The organism is Arthrobacter ginkgonis (genome assembly GCF_039540195.1).
Lineage (GTDB): Bacteria > Actinomycetota > Actinomycetes > Actinomycetales > Micrococcaceae > Zafaria > Zafaria ginkgonis.
Genome location: NZ_BAABEO010000008.1, coordinates 38015 through 55487, shown reverse-complemented (window position 1 = coordinate 55487; position 17473 = coordinate 38015). Strand labels below are relative to the sequence as shown.

Here is a 17473-nt window from a genome sequence, read left to right as displayed (position 1 = left end):
ATGCCCGAACTGCCGGAGGTCGAGGTGGTGCGCCGCGGCCTCGACTCCTGGGTCGTCGGACGCACCGTCCAGGACCTCGAGGTGCACGACCCGCGCTCCGTGCGCCGCCACGCCGGCGGCCCGCTCGACTTCGCCGACACCCTGCGCGGCACCACCATCCGCCATGCCGTGCGGCGCGGGAAGTTCCTGTGGATGCCGCTGGACGGCCTCCCCGAGCCGGTCGCGCTCGTCGCCCACCTGGGCATGAGCGGCCAGCTCCTGGTCGAGGACTCCGAGGCCCCCCGCGAGAAGCACCTGAAGGTGCGCCTGGAACTCTCGCCCGCGGCGGGCAAGCCCGCCGAACTGCGCTTCGTGGACCAGCGCATCTTTGGCGGCCTGTTCCTCTCCCGCCTGCGCCCGACGCCGGACGGCGCCCCCGGCGGGCACGGCTCCGACCTGCCCTTGGTTCCCGACGCCGCCGCGCACATCGCCCGCGACGTCCTGGACCCCGCCTTCGGAACCGACCTCCTGCACGCCGCCCTGCGCCGGCGCCGCACCGGCCTCAAGCGCGCGCTGCTGGACCAGGGCGTGGTCTCCGGGGTCGGCAACATCTACGCCGACGAATCCCTCTGGGCCGCCCGCCTGCACTATGCCCGGCCCACGGACACGCTCCGCCGGCCGGAGACCGAGCGGGTGGTCGAGGCCCTCAAGGACGTCATGGGGAGGGCCCTCGCCGCCGGCGGCACCAGCTTCGATTCCCTCTACGTGAACGTCAACGGAGCCTCCGGGTACTTCGACCGGTCCCTGAACGCCTACGGGCGGGCCGGCCGGGAGTGCCCGCGCTGCGCCGGGGCCGGGGTGGTGTCGCTGATCCGCCGCGACCCGTTCATGGGCCGTTCCTCCTACACCTGCCCGGTCTGCCAGCGCACGCCGCGCAACGCCCGGTACTAGCCCGCCACGAGCTGGGGAGGAGCGGAACCGGTCTTGCCAGCGGGGGCTGCGGGGCAGGGGCTAGGGTGCGCCGTCCCCGGCCAGTTCCTCCAGCACGGCGTCCGTGAACGCCGGCCACGCCTGCGCGGCCCACGGGCCGAAGCCGCGGTCCGTCAGGGCGATGCAGGCGGCCGCCGCCTCCGGGTCCACCCAGAGGAACGTGCCCGCCTGCCCGAAGTGCCCGAACGTCCGCGGCGAGCTCTTGGCACCGGTCCAGTGCGGGGACTTGTGGCCGCGCAGCTCGAACCCCAGTCCCCAGTCGTTCTCGCGCTGGCGGCCGAACCCGGGCAGCACCCCGGACAGGCCGGGGAACACCACGGCCGTGGCCGCCTCGAACGTCTCGGGCGAGAGCAGGCGCGGCCGCTGGAGTTCGGCCGCGAAAAGGGCAAGATCATCCACCGTCGAGACACCGTCGGCGGCGGGGGAGCCGTCCAGGCGGGTCGAGTCCATGCCCAGCGGCTGCAGCACCGCCTCGGCCAGGTAGTCGGCGAAGCCGAAGCCCGTGGCCGTCTCGAGGGTTTCGCCCAACACGTCGAATCCCGCGTTCGAATACAACCGCCGCTCGCCCGGCGGGAAGCGGACGGTGCGGTCGCCGAAGTCGAAGCCGCCGGTGTGCGCCAGGAGGTGGCGCACGGTGGAACCCTCCGGGCCCGCCGGCTGGTCCAATTCCAGCGCGCCCTCCTCGCAGGCGATCAGCACCGCGTAGGCCGACAGCAGTTTGGTCACCGACGCCAGCCGGAACGGGCGTCCCGTGTCGCCGTGCCGGCCCAGCACCCGGCCGTCGGCGGCCACCACGGCCGCGGCGGCGTTTTCCGCCGGCCAGCTGTCAATGATCCTCAGGGTTTCCATCAGGCTCCTTGGTAGTGCTCCGCTTGGTAGTGTTCGGCGAGGCGGCGGAGCCCGTCGTCGATCCCCAACGCGGGGGTCCAGTCCAGCAGTTCCCGGGTGCGGCGCTGGTCGAACCAGTGCGCGGTCGAAAGCTGTTCGGCCAGGAAACGCGTCATCGGCGGTTCGTCGCGGACCCAGCCGCGCCGGCCGGCCGCGGCCCAGGCCCGCTCGATCACCGCGCCGGCGCCGCGCGCCAGCGAGCCGGGCACGCTCCAGGCCGGCGGGGTGACCCCGGCGGCCAGGCAGATCCCGGCGATCAGCTCACCCACCGGCCGCGGTTCGCCGTTGGTCACGACCACCGCCTGCCCGTGGGTGTGGTCCATCCGTTCGAGCGTGCGCACGATCGCCTCGGCGGCGTTGTCGAGGTAGGTCGTGTCGATCAGTGCGGCTCCGCCGTCCAGCAGCGGCAGCCGGCCCGCGCGGGCCCGGCTGACGACGCGTTCGACCAGCTGGGTGTCGCCCGGTCCCCAGACGATGTGCGGGCGCACCGCGGCCACGCGGAACCCGGGGCCGTCCTCGGCCAGCGCCAGCAGTTCGGCGGCGGCCTTCGAACGCGCATAGTGGCCGCGGGCCCGGGCCGGATCGGCCCGTCCGGCGGGGGCGCCGACGATCGAGGCGCCGAAGTGCGCCACGGACGGCGAGGAAACCTGGACGAAGTCCCGGACGCCGGCGGCGCGGGCGGCCTCCAGGAGCCTGGAGGTGCCGTGGATGTTCGTTTCCGCGAAGTCGCTCCAGTCCCCGGTGATGGAGACCTTGGCGGCCAGGTGGACGACGGCGTCGCTTTCCTCCACCGCGCGGGCAACGGCCTGCGGGTCGGTCACCGATCCGGGAACGTGCGTGGTCCCCGCGGCCGGCGAGGGGCGCCGCTGGAGCGTGCGGACCACGTGGCCGCGCTCCGCCAGCAGCGCGGCGACCGCGGAGCCCAGCAGGCCGCTGGCGCCGGTCACCAGGACCGTGCGGGGCCCGAAGCCCGGGGACGGGTTCGTGGGGGACGCCGCGGCGTGCGGGGGAGGGGTGCCGCTCACGGGGCCCCCACCCGTTCACCCGCCAGGACCCGGGAGGCCCAGCCGGCCAGCGCCGTGCGGTCCACCTTCGAGTTGTGCCGGATGTCGGTGGGCAGTTCGGGAACCACCAGCACGGCGGCCAGCCGGATGCCGGTGCCCGCGGCCACGGCGGCGCGCACCTGCGCGGCGAGCCCGGGATCGGCCGGTCCCGCCTGGCGGACCGGCGGGACGGCCTCGATGACCGCGACGGCGGCCTGGGTGCCGGACGGGCCCACGCCCACGACGGCGGCGCGGCCCGCCCCGGGGACGGCGGCCGCCGCATGCTCGGCGGCGACCGGAGTGCGGACCCCCTCGGGGGTGGTCAGCAGGTGGCCGAGGCGGCCCTCCACCCACAGCCGCCCGTCGGCGTCGAAGTGGCCCACGTCGCCGGTGCGGTGCCATCCCGGCAGGGACGCGCTCTCCTGCTGGGTGATCCAGAGCCGGTCGTAGCGCTCCTTCACGTGCGGCGCCGCGACCACGATCTCTCCCGTGACGTCCGCCGCGGCGGTGGAGTCGTCGATGCCGGGAGCATCGGGGCCGGGCACCCCGTCGGCGGACAGCGGCAGGATGCGGACGCGGGCCCCGGCGACGGGGGTTCCCACGCAGACGCCGTTGCCCGTGCCGGCCTCCCGGATCCCGGCCAGGTCGATGTCGGTGACCGGGAGGGCCTCGGTCATCCCGTAGGGCGTGTGCAGGGACGCGTGGGGGACAAGTTCCTGCACCCGCTCCAGCAGCGGTTCCGGGATGGGGGCGCCGGCGGAGAGCAGCAGGGAAACGTGCGCCAGCGCGGCGCTGTCCTTCGCGTCCAGGGCGTCCGCGGTGGCCAGGACGTTGGCCAGGGCCGCGGGGGAGGCGAAGACCACGGTCGCGTCGATCGTCCCGGCGGCCTGGGCCAGGGCCGTGGCGGTGAGCGTCTTCGGTGCGGTGACGTCCATGTCCGGTGTCACGGACGTCGCTCCCAGGGCCGGGCCGAGCAGGGCGAAGGGGGCGAATCCGGCGACGAGCGCGGACCCGGCCTGCAGCCCGTAGGTGGCCTTCAGGGTGTCCCGCATCGCGGACAGGCGCCGGTGGGTGTAGACCACGCCCTTGGCCGGGCCGGTGGAGCCGGAGGTGAACAGGACAGCGGCGTCGGCGTCGGGTGCCGGCGCCGGCAGCGGGGCGGGATCGCCGCCGGAGAGGCGGCGGCCGGCGGCGAGGAGTTCGGGCACCGTGTGCCGGACGCCCAGGGCACGGCGGGTGGCAGCGGAGACGGGCCGGACGGAGATCCGGGTGCCCGGCCAGCCCAGGAGGCGCGCGCCGGCCAGGGCCCGGTCGATGCCGACCAGCCAGGCCGGGCCCGCGCCGACGATGGCGCGGCCCAGGCCGGCGCGGCCCAGGCCCGCGTCCGCAACCACGATGACGGCCCCGAGGCGGAGGCAGGCATAGATCAGCGTCGTCAGTTCGATGCCCGGGGGCACCAGCAGGCTGACGCGGTCGCCGGGGCGGACGCCGGCCGAGGCCAGGCCGCGGGCCAGGGCATCGACGTCGTCGGCGAGTTCGGCCCAGGACAGCGTCCGCGGGCCTTCGCCGTGGGCCGCGCCCGGGATAGTGCTCAGCGGTGCCATGTCCACCACGGCCGCGGACCGGTCCGTGCCGCGTTCGTCGAGCTCGGCGAGCAGGGACCGGTAGGGCGCCGCTTCGCTCGCCGCCGTGTCCTCCGGCGTCCCGCCGGGGCCGGCGTGGGTGCCGAGCCAGCGCAGCACGGGGGCCGTGATGTCACGGTCCTCCGGCAGCAGGTGCCCGGCGCCCTCGAAGCGGTGCACGTCGGCGTGCGGCAGCCGGTCCAGAAGATCGCGCAGGTACCGGTCGGAGAAGACGGGGTCCTTCGGGCCCCACAGGAGCAGCGCCGGAACGTCCAGGGTGCGCACGCCCGAGGAGATCTCCTCCAGGGCCGCCCAGCTCGGATGCCCGGGATCGGCCGGGATGTCGGCCACGAAGTTTCCGACGCCGGAACGGCGGGCGGGGCTCAGGTACGGGGCCATGAAGGCGGAGCGAACGGCGGGCGCCAGGGCCGGCCGCGCCAGGGCGTGGGTGACGCGCAGGAACGCCGGCGTCGTCGTTGTGCCCCAGGCGTGCACCCCCGGGTGCAGGGCCAGCCTCAGCGCGGGGGGAAGGGAGAAGCCCGCCGGGTGGATGGCCGTGTTGGTGAGCACGACGCCGGCGAGCAGTTCCCGGTGCCGCAGGGCCCAGCCCAACGAGATGATGCCGCCCCAATCGTGCCCGACGGTCACCACCGGGCCGGCGAGTCCCAGCTCCCGCGTCAGGTCGCCCAGGTCGTCCACGCGGTCGGCCAGGCGGCGGAACCTTCCGGTGCGGGCGGAGAAGCCCATGTCGAGCTGGTCCACGGCCACGACCCTCCAGGGGGCCGGCGCGTCCGCGGCGGCCGCGAGCAGGGACCGCCAGAGGTAGGACCAGGTCGGATTCCCGTGGACGCACAGCAGGGTTCCTGCCGGCTCGATGCCGCGGGCCTCCAGGTCGGGACCGTTGTCCAGCAGGTGCCACCGGTGGACCGTCCCGGGCCCGTCGCAGGCCGCGGTCGAGGGAACCTCGACGGTGCGCGACCAGCCGGGCCGGACGCCGGGCCAGGGGCCCGGGCGGGTTACCGCAGGCGCGTCCGCGGCTACCACGCGAGCTCCAGCATCGAGGTGTTCAGCCCGGAGCCGACCCCCATGCACAGGACACGGTCCCCGGCTTTCAGGGTGGGCGCTTCCTGGGCGAGGGTCATCGGCAGCGAGGCCGGGCCCACGTTGCCCCACTTGGGGAACGTGATGGGTACCCGCTCGCGGACCAGGTCCACGGCCTTGATGATCGCATTGGTGTAGGAAGCTGACACCTGGTGGGTCACGTAGCGGTCCATCGAGCGCCAGTCCCAGCCGTTGGCGTGGGCCTCGTCCCACGCGTCGACGACGAGCTTGAGGCCGTTCTCCAGGAGTCCCTTGGTGTCGGTGAACATGCCGTCCGGGCCGCCGACGCACAGCTCGTGGTGCTCGGTGCCGGCGCGCGAGACCCCTCCGACGATCCGGTGCGATCCGGGATGCGCGTCCGCCGGGCCGATGACGGCGGCCGCCGCGCCGGAGCCCAGCGTCAGGGTGGCGAATTCGCGCAGGTAGTCCTCGCGGGTCGAATCCTCCCGGTTGAGGCGCTCGAACGTGGTCTCCTGCGTGGGTTGGGCGTCCTCGCCGGCGACGATGACCGCGTAGCGGATCTGGCCCGAGTCGATCATGTTCGAGGCCAGCGTGATGCCGTTGACGAAGCCCAGGCAGGCGTTGGCCACGTCGAAATTGATCGCCGAGGAGGGAAGCCCCAGTCCGTGGTGGATCTTCACGGCCACGGACGGCTCCAGGCTCCGCCGGGTGACCGAGGTGTTGATGAGCAGGCCCACTTCCTCGGGCCGGATGCCCGCCTGGGCCAGGGCCTTGGAGCCGGCCTCGATGGCGGCATCGTCGAACCCGGTGCCGGCCGGCCACCAGCGGCGCTCCCGCACCCCGGCAACGCGCTCAAGGAGCCGCTTGGACAGGTGCAGCCGCTTCAGGCTTGGGGCCAGCCGCTCGTCGAATTCGGTGGAGCTGACGACCCTCGGCGCTTCCACACTCGTGACGGCAAGGATGGCCGAATTGGTGTGCCGAAACGTTGCGTTGCCGTTCAATATGCAGCCTTCATCCTGATCGTGTGGCCCGCCCCGGGGCATCGGGCAAGCTCATCCTGCCGAGAAGTTAACTATGCACGTCCGAGGCCGGTTCCCGCACATTCCCGGCCGTGCATGGAGGTGTGCCTTCACCTGCCGCCGGGACCAATTCCACCACGGGTGGTCCATTGGTCCGATGGGATTCCGCGGGTTCGGGGGCCGTGTCCTTCCGGAAATCGAAGTTGATGGGCGGCGCCTCCGGTGCGGTCACCGTCCGGCGGCGGGCCTGCCGGAACGTCAGGGGGTGCTCGGAGCGTTCGATCATGCGGACCACGCGGGCGCAGGCGCCCTTCTGCGGGAGCGTGAAGGTGCGGTCCATCCGTTCGCGGTACACGGCGGCGCTGCCGCTGTCCGGGTCCAGGGAATCGGACAGCCCTTCCAGCGCCGCGTCAAGGGTGTAGGCGACGGGGCCGAATCCGTCCTTTTCGTAGGCGAAGTACCCCGGCCGGGTGGTGTGGGCCCCGCTGAACACGGTGGGCTTGTCGAACTGGAAGTAGACCACCGGCCGGCGGATGAAGGCGGCGTCGAACGCCAGCGAGGAGTAGTCGGTCACGACCACGGCGGCATGGCTGAGCACTTCCTGGACATCGTCGGACTGGTAGGAGGCGATCCTGACGTGCTCGGGAAGGTCGAGCATGGACAGGTACGGCTTCAGGTTGGGGTGCGGCATGAACACCACGTCCAGGCCGTGCCGCCCGGCGATCCGGCGCAGGCGGTCCGAGCGCAGGAAGGCCGTCCATTGGCGGTGGAAGTCGGAGCCGAGGAAGCCGGAGACGGCCTCGCGTGCGGAGGCCCCCTGGACGGGGCCGCCGACGAGGTACTGCCGCCATGTGGGCATAACGACGATGCTGCGCCGGGCCGGGCCGGCGTCCGCGGCGTGGGCGAGTCGGGCCAGGCGGTCGTGGCGTGGCAGGCCGGTGAGCCGCACTTCCTTGGTTGTCAGCACGTAGGGTGATCCGTTGCCGGCCAGGGACGCGAACTCGGGTTTCGTCGTGGCCACGAAGGAACTGATCGGCTTCGGGTTCAGCCAGCGGGACAGGTCGTCCTTGATGACGCCGTGCTGAAGGAAGGTGAACTTCCACTCCGGCTTGTGGCCCGTGGCCAGCCGGAAGGGGTCGTACACGTAGCGTTCCGCGTGGGAGGACACGATGTGTTTCGCGTTCAGGCACAGGGCCATCCACAGCGTGGACCCGTAGGGGATGAGCCGCTTGTAGCCGTCCCGCTTCAGCCGATCCCAGTCCGGGGTGCCCTTCCTGACCACGAACCAGGCGTTGATGTCCCGGCGGTGCTTGCGCAGGTAGCGGAAAAGGTGTTCGGCGTTGTCGTGGGAATTCTCGTCCCGGTCCATCAGGACCCACGCGTCGGCGAACAGCCGCCGGATCGTGGGCAGGGAGCTGACCATGAGGGCCCGGCGGTCCTGGGCGGGGATCCTGGCCGCGGCAGGTTTGGGCCGCCGTGCCGCCCGGAGGGTGAACTGCCTGCGCCGGGTGCCCCGGGCCCTGCGGACCTCGGAAGGACTGAGCGCGTAGCGTTCCGGCCGCGGCCACTGGAAGGTGACCGGGGTCCGCCGGCCGTTGAGTTCGACTTCCACGGTGCCTTGGGCGGAGACCCAGAGGATGCGCTCGGACAGCCGCGCTTGGTGGAAGTAGTGGAGCGAGCGGGTCTTGGAGTGGACGGGGGTGGTGGCCAAGCCCCGCACCCTGATGACTTCGTGCGGCTGGGTTCCGGTGAAGCGGTACCGCAGTTCCACGAGCTGGCGGTCCTCGTCCAGCCGGTTGACGATGACCCGGTCCCAGTGCCAGTCCTCGTCGGAGTATCCGTGGGCCAGCACGTCGCGTTGGGAGGGGGCGCGGGAAATGACGTCGAAGCTTTCGACCACCGACGATTCCAGGTGGCTGCGGATTTCGGTGACCAGCCGGTGGAACTCGGCGGCGGTTTCGGCCGCCAATCCCGCGGAGGAGGAGAACATCGCCTCCTCCCCCCGGAAGTACCAGGTCAGGTCGTAGATGATGACGTTTTGCAGCCAGCGGGGGATCGGGGCCCCCATGGCGGCGGCGCGTTTCAGCAGGTCCAGGTACCCGTACCGGAGGACGTTGGTGTACTTGCGCGGATCGGTGTTGCTGGTCTGCAGGGTGGACGTTCCGTCGTCCCGGCGGCGGTAGAGGTACTTGGCGCTGGCCACGAACCCGACCTTCCGCTCGGCCCGGTCGAGCAGGAAGCGCTGGATGAGGTGCCCGTCCTCGAACGTGGGCGCCACGCGTTCGTCGAAGGTGAGGCCCTGGTCCCGCAGGTCCCGCAGGCGGAAGAAGGCCGAGTTGGTGGGCAGGTGGAAGTACCGCGGATGCCGGTCGACGTTGACGACCTTGTCGCCGCCCTCGAAGCGCCACCGCAGGGGATGGCTGTTGTCGATCTGCCCCGAACTGTCGCGGTAGTCGAGAAGGTTGGCCGCGGCCATGCACACGTCGGGACGCTCCTCGAGGAGCTTGTGGATCTGCGTGAAGTATTCCGGGTCCAGGATGTCGTCCGGGTCGGTGAAGGTCACCCATTCCCCGCTGGCCACGGTCAGGCCGAGGTTGCGCGCCGAGGACTGGCCCCCGTTCTCCTTGGACAGGACGCTGACGGCGTACCTGGTGTCTTGGGCCCAGTCCCGGACCAGGTCGGCCGAGCCGTCCGTGGAGCCGTCGTCGACCGCGACCACCTGGATCCGCCGGTGGTCGAAGGACTGGGCCTCCAGGGACGCAATGAAGTCCGGCAGGTAGCGGGCCACGCCGTACACGGCGCAGATCACGGTAAAACGAAAGGCGCTATCCGAGGGGGCGGAGCCTTCAGCCATGGCATTCACTTCATCTCGACTCTGTCAGGCACAAGAGGGTTCATCCGGAACGCCAACGGCTGTTCCAAGAGATTCCTGAGTAATTCCTGAGAAATTCTAAGCGAAGAGGCAACAATTGTAGAAAGTCCCGCGGGGCGCCCCCGGTCTCCGCCCCCTACGTGAGGGGTGCGTTGAACAACTCGTAGGTGATGGGCGGCGCTTCGGGGGCGGCCGTGGGGTTGCCATGGGCCTTCCGGACGCTCAGCGGAACCGTGGATCGTTCGACCATCGCGGTCACCCGGGCGCACGCTCCGTCCTGCGGCAGCGTGAACGTCCGTTCCATCCGTTCGCGGTATTCCTCCAGGGCGGTGCCGGCGGTGCCGGCGGGGTCCAGGGCCGCGGCGACGTTGTCCATCAACTCGTCGAAACCGGTGGCCACCGGGCCGAACCCGTCGCGCTCGTAGGAGAAGTATCCGGGCTTGGTGATGTGCGCTCCGCCGAACACCGCGGCCTTGTCGAACTGGAAGTAGGCGATGGGCCGGCGGATGAAGGCCGCGTCAAAGGCCACCGAGGAGTAGTCGGTGACCACCACCGCCGCGCGGCTGAGGATCTCCTGCACGTCGTCCTGGTCGTACGTCTTGACCGTCACGTGGGCCGGCAGTTCCATCAGGGGAACGTAGGGCTTCAGGTTCGGATGGGGCACGAAGACGACCTCGAGCCCGTGTTCCCGGGCCAGTGCGGCCAGCCGTGGGGAGCGGAGCACGCCGGACCACTCGTGGTGGAATTCGGACTCGAAGAATGCGGGATTGATCTCCCGGGCCCACCCCCCTGCCTGCAGCTGGAGTCCGGCCAGGTCCTGGCGCCAGGTGGGCATAACGACGATCGAGCGCTTCTCCGCCTTCGCCGAGGCCTTCCGCGCCAGCCGGGCGAGCCGGTCGTGCCGGGGAAGTCCGGTCAGGTGCGTCTCCCGGGTGGTGAAGACGTAGGGCGAACCGTTCCCGGCGATCGAGGCGAACTCGGCCGGGGTGGTGGTCACGAAGTTGGTGATGGGCTTAGCGTTCAGCCACCGGGACAGGTCGTCCTTGATGACCCCGTGCTGCAGGAAGGTGAACTTCCAGGTCGGCTTGTGGCCGCTGCCCAGTCGGAAGGGATCGTGCACGTACACGTCGGCGTGGGAGGAGACGATGTGCCGGGCGTTCAGGCACAGCGCCTTCCAGAGCAGCGAACCGTGCGGGACCAGCCGCTTGAACCCTTCCTTCTTGAGGCGGTGCCAGTCCGGGGTGTCCTTCTTGAGCACGAACCAGGCGTTGATGTCCCGGCGGTGCTTGCGCAGGTAGCGGAACAGGTGTTCGGCGCTGTCGTTGGCGTTTTCGTCGCGGTCCATCAGGACCCACGCGTTGGCGAACAGGCGCCGCACCGGCCGCAGCGAACTGAACCGCAGGATGCGCCGGTCCTCGGCGGACACCTTGGGCAGTTCGACGGCGGGAATCCGCTTGGCTGACAGTTCCGGCACCGCATGCTCCGGCTCCGACTGCTGCCGGATCTGGGAGGGCCGGACGGAGTAGGGCTTTTGGGGTGCAGGCTCCGTGAACGTCAGGGGCATCCGCACGCCGTTGAGGTCCACCTCGATGCTTCCGGCGGCCGACACCCACAGGATCCGCTCGGTCAGGAGCGGTTCGCGGAAGTAGGTGTGCGCGCGGGTCTTGGCGTGGACCGGTTCCACCGGCAGGCCACGCAGGCGGAGGGTTTCCGTCGGCGGGGTGCCCGCGAAGCGGTAGCGCAGGCGGACCAGCTGGCGATCCTGGTCCAGCCTGTCGAGGAAGATCTCTTCCGAATGCCAGGGCTCGGCCGAGTAGCCGTGGAGCAGCGCCTCGCGTTGCGTGGGTGAGCGCCGGACCACGGTGAAGCTGTCGATGACCGAAGGGTCGAGGTGGCTGCGGATTTCGGCGACAAGCCGGTGGAACTGCGCAGCGGTGTCGGCGGAAATCTTCCCGGCCGAGGTGTTGGCGGATTCCTCGGCGCGGAAGTGCCACGTCAGGTCGTAGATGATCGCGTTTTGCAGCCAGCGGGGAACGGGCCCGGCCTGGGCTTTGGCGCGCTGGAGCAGGTCCAGGAGGCCGTATTCCAGCACGTCGGTGTACTTGCGCGGGTCGCGGCGGCTGGTCTGCAGGGTCGACGAGCCGTCCGCGCGCCGGCGGTAGAGGTACCGGGCGCTCTCCAGGTACGCGATCTTGCGGTCGGGGCTGGCCAGCAGGAAACGCTGGATGAAGTGCGCGTCCTCGAAGGTCGGGGCGACCCGCAGGTCGAAGCGGAGCCCCAGGTCCTGCAGGGCGCGCAGCGGGAAGACCGAGGTGCCGCCGGACATGTGGAAGAAGTTCGGGTGGCGGTCCAGGTCCACCAGCCGGTCGCCGCCGGTGAAGCGGTGCCGCAGCGGGTGGGTGTTGCGGGTCTCGCCGGTCAGCTCGTGGAAGTCGAGGAGGTTGGTCGCCGCCATGGCGGCTTCCGGATTCTTGGCAAGGAAGGCCTCGATCTGGGTGAAGTACTCGGGGTCCAGCATGTCGTCCGGATCGGCGAAGGTCACCCAGTCGCCGCTGGCGGCGTCAAGGCCCAGGTTCCGGGCGGAGGACTGGCCGCCGTTCTCCTTGGACAGGACGGTGACGGCGTACCGGGTGTCCCGGGCCCAGGCGCGCAGCAGGTCGGCCGACTCGTCGGTGGACCCGTCGTCGACAGCGACCACCTGCACCCGCCCATGGTCGAACGTTTGGGCCTCCAGCGATGCGATGAACTCCGGAAGGTAGCGCGCCACGTTGTACACGGCACTGATCACCGTCAGGCGGTAACCGTCGCGGGTGGGCTGGAGGGGTGCTGAAGCAGGGGTCACGTCTTCCCGAGTCTCTGGAGGATAAAACTTGTCCACATGGATTCTAGGCGAGCGGCGCCGGCCCCATGGCCCGGCGCCGCGCGTGGCCGGCGCCGGGCCGGGTTCGGGAGCTTTTTCCCGGGGCCGGCTCAGCGGTCCGTCTCGAAGACGGAGGGGACCGGCAGGAACCGGGCGAGCGTCGCCTTGATGAACCGCGAGGTGGCCTGCCGTTCCGCCGGGGACTCCTTCGTTGAACCGTCGTTGACCACGATCGTGTCCATGTTGTGGTGGGCGGTCACCGAGGTGAAGCGGCGCCGGCCGTCGGCCGTGGCCGGATCGATGTAGTCGTAGGCGATGCGTGAGGGGACGGCGGCGCCCTGGGAGAACGCGTACTGGAAGTAGAAGGAACCGGCGGCGGCGATGTCGGATTGCTGCCGGAACCGGGCGGCACGGGTCTGGCTGAACGCGTCCGGGAACGAGCCTTCGGCCTCCAGGAGCACGGATTTCCTCAGCGGCGAGGGCGTGTGGAAGAACTTCCGGCTAAAGGCGTGCCCCCCGGCGTCCTGGAGGAGGTCCCTGGCGTTCTTCGCGGCGATGGTGGAGACGTTGTCCTCGGGGGAGGCATCCATCAAATCCACGTGGGCACGGGAGTAGAAGAACTTTCCGACGCCGTTGCCGAAGAAGAAGTGTTCGGGGTTGACGGGGCGGGCCAGCAGGAAATCGTCGTTGAAGTAGAGGAAGTGCTCGGCCAGTCCGGGGATGCGGTGCAGGTTCGCCTCGATGGCGTGCGAGTTGAAGGAGGGCAGGTCGGAGGCGTCGGGCCAGATCTGCCGGTGGTCCACGATTTCCACGCGGGGGTTGTCCGTGTCCAGCCAGGCCGGCGTCTGGCCCGCCGTCACGATCCAGATCTTGCGCACCCAGGGGGCGTACTGCTCCAGCGAGCGCAGGCTGTAGCGAAGCTCCTCGTTGTCCGCGAACCGGGCCTCGTCCACGGCGTCCTGGATGAAGGATTCCGCATCCGCGGCGTGGAGGGCCTCGGCCTTGGCGCGCTGCCAGTTGGGATCGGCGCCGTCGACCCACGTGTAGACGACGTCGATGGGGAAGTCGGCCTGTTCCGAGGACGGCAGGGCGGCGCGCCGGACGACCTCCTCAAAGGCGTCCGGATCCACGGCGGGATCCGGGGCCGTGATGAACCGGTCGTTCCAGACCTGGGACTCCAGGAGCCCGGTCGCCTTGGACGCGGACCAGAAGTGGAGTTCCACGCCCTGGGCGGCGTCGGAGCGGAAGGCAGAGCCGGCGGCGGGGGCCACCCGTTCGTAGATCCGGAGGCCGGGCCAGGCGGACTGGCCGGACAGTTCCGTGGCCGAATACAGCGCGGCGAGTGCCGTCCCGCGCGGAGCGAGCTCCTGGGCGTTCCAGTGGGCATAGGTGGCCTCGGCCGCCAGGGACCCGAGGATCAGGGCGCGGTCGGCCTCGAGTACCCCGAACTTGGTGCAGCGGTTGTTTTGCGCGGGAACCGTCCAGTACCGCACACCCAGGCGGTCCAGGGTCGCCTCGACCAGCCGGGCCGAGGTGGCCTTCAGCTCCGGCAGGCGCAGGTCCGGGTCCAGGCGAACCATGCTCGGCGTGAGCCTCCCGCCCCCGCGAACAAAGGCCTCACCTGAGACGTTGCGCCGGTGGCGGCGGTAGGTGGAGTTGGAGGTGACGATCTGGCTGACGCGGTCACGGGCCTGGACAAGGCTGCGCTTGACGGACACGAAGGATCCCTTCTGGGCGGTTTGGAACTCCGCAATCCTATCCGGGCCGCCGCGCAACGGCCCCGCGGCGGGAGGTCCCCGGCCCGGAATGCGTCCGGTGTCACTGCCATCTCTGGCTAGGATGGTGGGGTTCCCCGCGCACCAACCCCGAGGATGACCATGCACCCAGATGACCAGGAATTCGTGTACCAAGGACTCTCGGTCACCTACAAGTTCCGGCGCTCCCTGCAGGACCGGCGGCACTTGCTGGTGGTCTTCTCGGGCGGTTTCGGCGAGGACAAGCGGTACGACCTCGACGGGTCGGTCGTGGACGGCCTCCGCACGGACATCCTCTGGATCAAGGACCGCTTCGACGGCGACTTCTCCTACTACATCCGCACCCACCGGCGGGGCGGACTCATCGCCGAGGCGGTGGCGGCCCTCATCGAGAAGGTGCGCACCGAGCGCGGACTGGAGAAGCACCACTGCACCTTCCTCGGGTTCTCCAAGGGCGCGACCGGGGCGCTGTACCACGCCCTGACCGACGACTACCCGAACATCATCGCGGTGGTCCCGCGGATGGGGATCGGCACCGCCAACCGCGCGCTCCGGCCGGAGGTGCTGCGCCAACTCATCGGCGAGGACACGGACGAGGGCGTCGCGGAGCTCGACGCGCTGCTGCCGGACCTGCTCGCGAACTGCCCGAACAAGGCCAAGAACATCTACCTCTTCTCCTCCCCGGCGGATCCGCAGTACAAGTCGCAGGTGGCGCCCTTCCTGGAGGACTACGAGCGGTACGAGAACTTCAACTTCGTTCTGACCGAGTCCCCGCTCGTCGTCCGCCACCGCGACGTCGGTTCCTACAACATCCCGCTGCTCCTGTCGACGATCGCGGCCCTCGGCGAGGGGGCGGTGCCGCGCTACGGTCACGTGCGCAACGGCGACCGGGCCGTTGCCTCGTCCCTGCCGCGGCCCAGCCTGGAACCGGTCCGCGAGCGCCGGGAAACCGTGGCCCGGCTGACGTCGATGGCCTTGCGCAAGGGCCGGTTCTACCCCGAAGGAATCCTGTTCACCAAGGGCTACGGGACCAAGGGATCGGAGCAGTTCTCCCGGCGCCTGACGCTGGCCTCTGACCTGGAGCGCAGGAGCTACGCCCTGGACGGCGTGACAGACGACAAGCTCAACCGAAACTACTTCGAGAACGACTTCTGCGACTATTCGCAGGGCAGGTTCTCCACGCGCAAGCGCGAGGGCATCAACCTGTCCCAGCTTCCCGACGGGACCTACACCGTGGGCCTGGAACTGGAGCAGGAGGGGATTTCCACCACGGTCGAGGCCGTGCCGGCGGAGCCTCGTGCCGCCGCGCTGGTGGTCGGCGGGAAGGCCGTGCGCCTGCGTTCGTCCGGCCGCTCCGTGGAACTGGTGAAGGGGCCGGTGCTGGCCGGTCCGATGCCGGGCAGCCACTTCCAGCTGGCCAAGTCCTGGGCGCGCGAGAACCGCTTCCACGTCGAAGGCCGGTACGTGCTGCCGGGCAAGTGGACCCTCAAACACGGAGACGTCCAGTACCACGTTGTCCTGGTGAAGGCCGGGACGGCTTCCGTGGCGGCGTCGCGGGCGCTCGGGACCAGCCAGCAGGACTTCCCGGGAGCCAAGGTGGGGGATCCGCTGGGGGACTACCGGTTCACGTACTTCGCGACGCGCTCCTACGCGGGCATTACTGCCGACAACATCGCGCCCGGGGAGTATGACGTGTACATCACGGCCCTGGCCGGGACGATCCTTTCCTCGCACCCCGCGGGACTGCGGCTCTCGGTGGGCGGTACGGACGGGGCCGTCGAATGCCGGCTGCAGGCCGCCCGGCCGCTGGCCGGGGGCAGGGCCGCCCTCACCTGGGTCACACGGAACAAGCCCCGCCTGGTCCGCCGGCTCGGACGGGACCTGCGCCGCATCAAGCGCCGCGTCCTGTCGGCGAAGCGGTAGCCGGAAAAGGCCGGGCCGGGCGGCCCGGCCTTTCCCTTATGCTGCGCTGATTCCGGCGCTACGCTGGGGTCCAACAAGTTCGGCCTCCCGGGGACGGAGGCCGAACCAGGACCTCGGCCGCGACGCCGTGGCTGGGGCCCCCGAAATGACGGGTCCAGGTGCCGGATGCCGGCCCTGGTCGATGGGGGGTGGCTTGGGGTGTCACACCGGGTTGCTGCGGCCTGCGGAGCGTGCCTTGCGCTGGCCCTGGGGATTGCCTTGGGCGGCGCGGGCATGGACCGCGCCGCGCCGGCGGCGCCACTGCACCAGCAATCCGCGGCGGAACCGCGAACACCCACTCCCGCCGGTTCCGCCGGCGCCGCCAGTTCCGCCGGTTCCACCGGTCCGCGCATCCGGGCGATGACCTTCAACATCCTCACGGCCGAGAACTATGACGAGGACCGGCCGTGGATTTCGCGCCGTCCCGCGGTGGTCAACACGATCGTTTCCCACGGAGTGGACCTCCTGGGCACCCAGGAGGCCTCGGTCACCCGCGATTGGGAAGGCAACGACGACGACATCCCGCAGTGGGAGAGCCTGCGCCGGGCGCTCGCCGCCAAGGGGTACGGGCACGCGCTCACTGGCTCCGACGGCAAGTACGAGGATTGCGGCAAGAAGAACTGTTCGGCCGACGAGGGGGGGCAGTTCGGCCTCCACATCTTCTACAACGCCGCAACCCTTGAACCCGTCGGCACCGGCGGGAGGGTCAACGTGGACAACGACTGGTGCGAGTGGGACGACCGCGCGATGGTCTGGCAGGTGTTCAGGACACGCGCCGCTCCGTCGACGACGTTCATCGCGGTGAACACCCACCTGTACTACGAGGGCATCAACGAACGCGGGGACCTGGAGCGGTGCCGCAACGGGCAGGTGAAGAACATCCTCAAGGCGCTGGACGCCTCGGTGAACCCGAACGGGCTGCCGGTGGTCCTGATGGGCGACCTGAACTCGTACGCCTACCAAACCCCGGTGCAGACGCTGCTCGAGAACGGGTTCGAGGACACAGCCGAGGCGGATGCGCCGCGGAAGAACGCCACGTTCAACAGCTTCCACGGGTTCAGGAACCCGCCGCCGCAGGTGCCCGGCAAACGGATCGACTACATCATGGTCTCCGGCGGCATCGGCGTCGGACGCTGGGAACTGGTCGCGAAGATCAACCCCCGCACGGGCAAGTTCATGGGCAGGATCCCTTCCGACCACCACCCCATCCTGGCGGTCCTCGCGCTTCCGGCGCCCAAGCCGGTGGCCGGCCCCTGGACGTGCCCCGCCGCCCGGCCGTTCCCCCTGCGCCGGACCTGCTTCTAGCGCGCGGGGCAGGCCCTATCGTGTCGACTTCGTCGCCACGCAGGGACCCTGCTGCCCCGCGCTTGGCCGCGCCGGGCCGGTGGATCGGCACGGTAGATTGTAGGGGCGGAATCGGCC

The 17473-nt window shown here is 70.6% G+C and carries 10 protein-coding genes; 3 read left to right on the top strand and 7 right to left on the bottom strand.

The genetic code is table 11. The features are described 5' to 3' along the window. Entirely contained in the window at nucleotides 1-930 is a 930-nt protein-coding gene (mutM, locus tag ABD912_RS02865) for a bifunctional DNA-formamidopyrimidine glycosylase/DNA-(apurinic or apyrimidinic site) lyase (protein ID WP_345148330.1), read from the top strand. A gap of 60 nt (nucleotides 931-990) precedes the next feature. Here the strand turns inward: mutM and ABD912_RS02860 are convergent, their stop codons facing one another. From ABD912_RS02860 to ABD912_RS02830, 7 genes are all read right to left on the bottom strand, one after another. Beyond that, entirely contained in the window at nucleotides 991-1818 is an 828-nt protein-coding gene (locus ABD912_RS02860; RefSeq protein WP_345148329.1) for a serine hydrolase domain-containing protein, read from the bottom strand. Further along, nucleotides 1818-2807 carry an NAD-dependent epimerase/dehydratase family protein gene (locus ABD912_RS02855; RefSeq protein WP_345149382.1) on the bottom strand — a complete coding sequence of 330 codons (990 nt, stop codon included), beginning with the start codon at nucleotides 2805-2807 and terminating at the stop codon, nucleotides 1818-1820. Before ABD912_RS02855 ends, ABD912_RS02860 begins: the two co-directional genes overlap by 1 nt. A gap of 71 nt (nucleotides 2808-2878) precedes the next feature. Next, complete coding sequence (locus ABD912_RS02850; RefSeq protein ID WP_345148328.1) at nucleotides 2879-5566, bottom strand: alpha/beta fold hydrolase; 2688 nt, start codon at nucleotides 5564-5566, stop codon at nucleotides 2879-2881. After that, a complete protein-coding gene (locus ABD912_RS02845; RefSeq protein WP_345148327.1) occupies nucleotides 5560-6585 on the bottom strand; it encodes a 3-oxoacyl-ACP synthase III in 1026 nt (341 codons plus the stop codon). The genes ABD912_RS02850 and ABD912_RS02845 overlap by 7 nt, the downstream gene beginning before the upstream one ends. Nucleotides 6586-6652: 67 nt before the next feature. Further along, nucleotides 6653-9457, bottom strand: a complete 2805-nt coding sequence (locus ABD912_RS02840; protein ID WP_345148325.1) for a bifunctional glycosyltransferase/CDP-glycerol:glycerophosphate glycerophosphotransferase — start codon at nucleotides 9455-9457, stop codon at nucleotides 6653-6655. A 154-nt stretch (nucleotides 9458-9611) separates the two neighbouring features. After that, complete coding sequence (locus tag ABD912_RS02835; protein WP_345148323.1) at nucleotides 9612-12317, bottom strand: bifunctional glycosyltransferase/CDP-glycerol:glycerophosphate glycerophosphotransferase; 2706 nt, start codon at nucleotides 12315-12317, stop codon at nucleotides 9612-9614. 128 nt (nucleotides 12318-12445) lie between these two features. Then, complete coding sequence (locus ABD912_RS02830; RefSeq protein WP_345148321.1) at nucleotides 12446-14053, bottom strand: Stealth CR1 domain-containing protein; 1608 nt, start codon at nucleotides 14051-14053, stop codon at nucleotides 12446-12448. A gap of 159 nt (nucleotides 14054-14212) precedes the next feature. Here ABD912_RS02830 and ABD912_RS02825 point away from each other — a divergent pair, with 159 nt between their 5' ends. Both ABD912_RS02825 and ABD912_RS02820 read left to right on the top strand, forming a co-directional pair. Continuing rightward, a complete protein-coding gene (locus ABD912_RS02825) occupies nucleotides 14213-16012 on the top strand; it encodes a hypothetical protein (RefSeq protein WP_345148320.1) in 1800 nt (599 codons plus the stop codon). 399 nt (nucleotides 16013-16411) lie between these two features. Next, the gene (locus ABD912_RS02820; RefSeq protein ID WP_345148319.1) at nucleotides 16412-17356 is read left to right on the top strand and encodes an endonuclease/exonuclease/phosphatase family protein; all 945 of its coding nucleotides are present in this window, start codon (nucleotides 16412-16414) and stop codon (nucleotides 17354-17356) included. Nucleotides 17357-17473 lie beyond the last annotated feature (117 nt).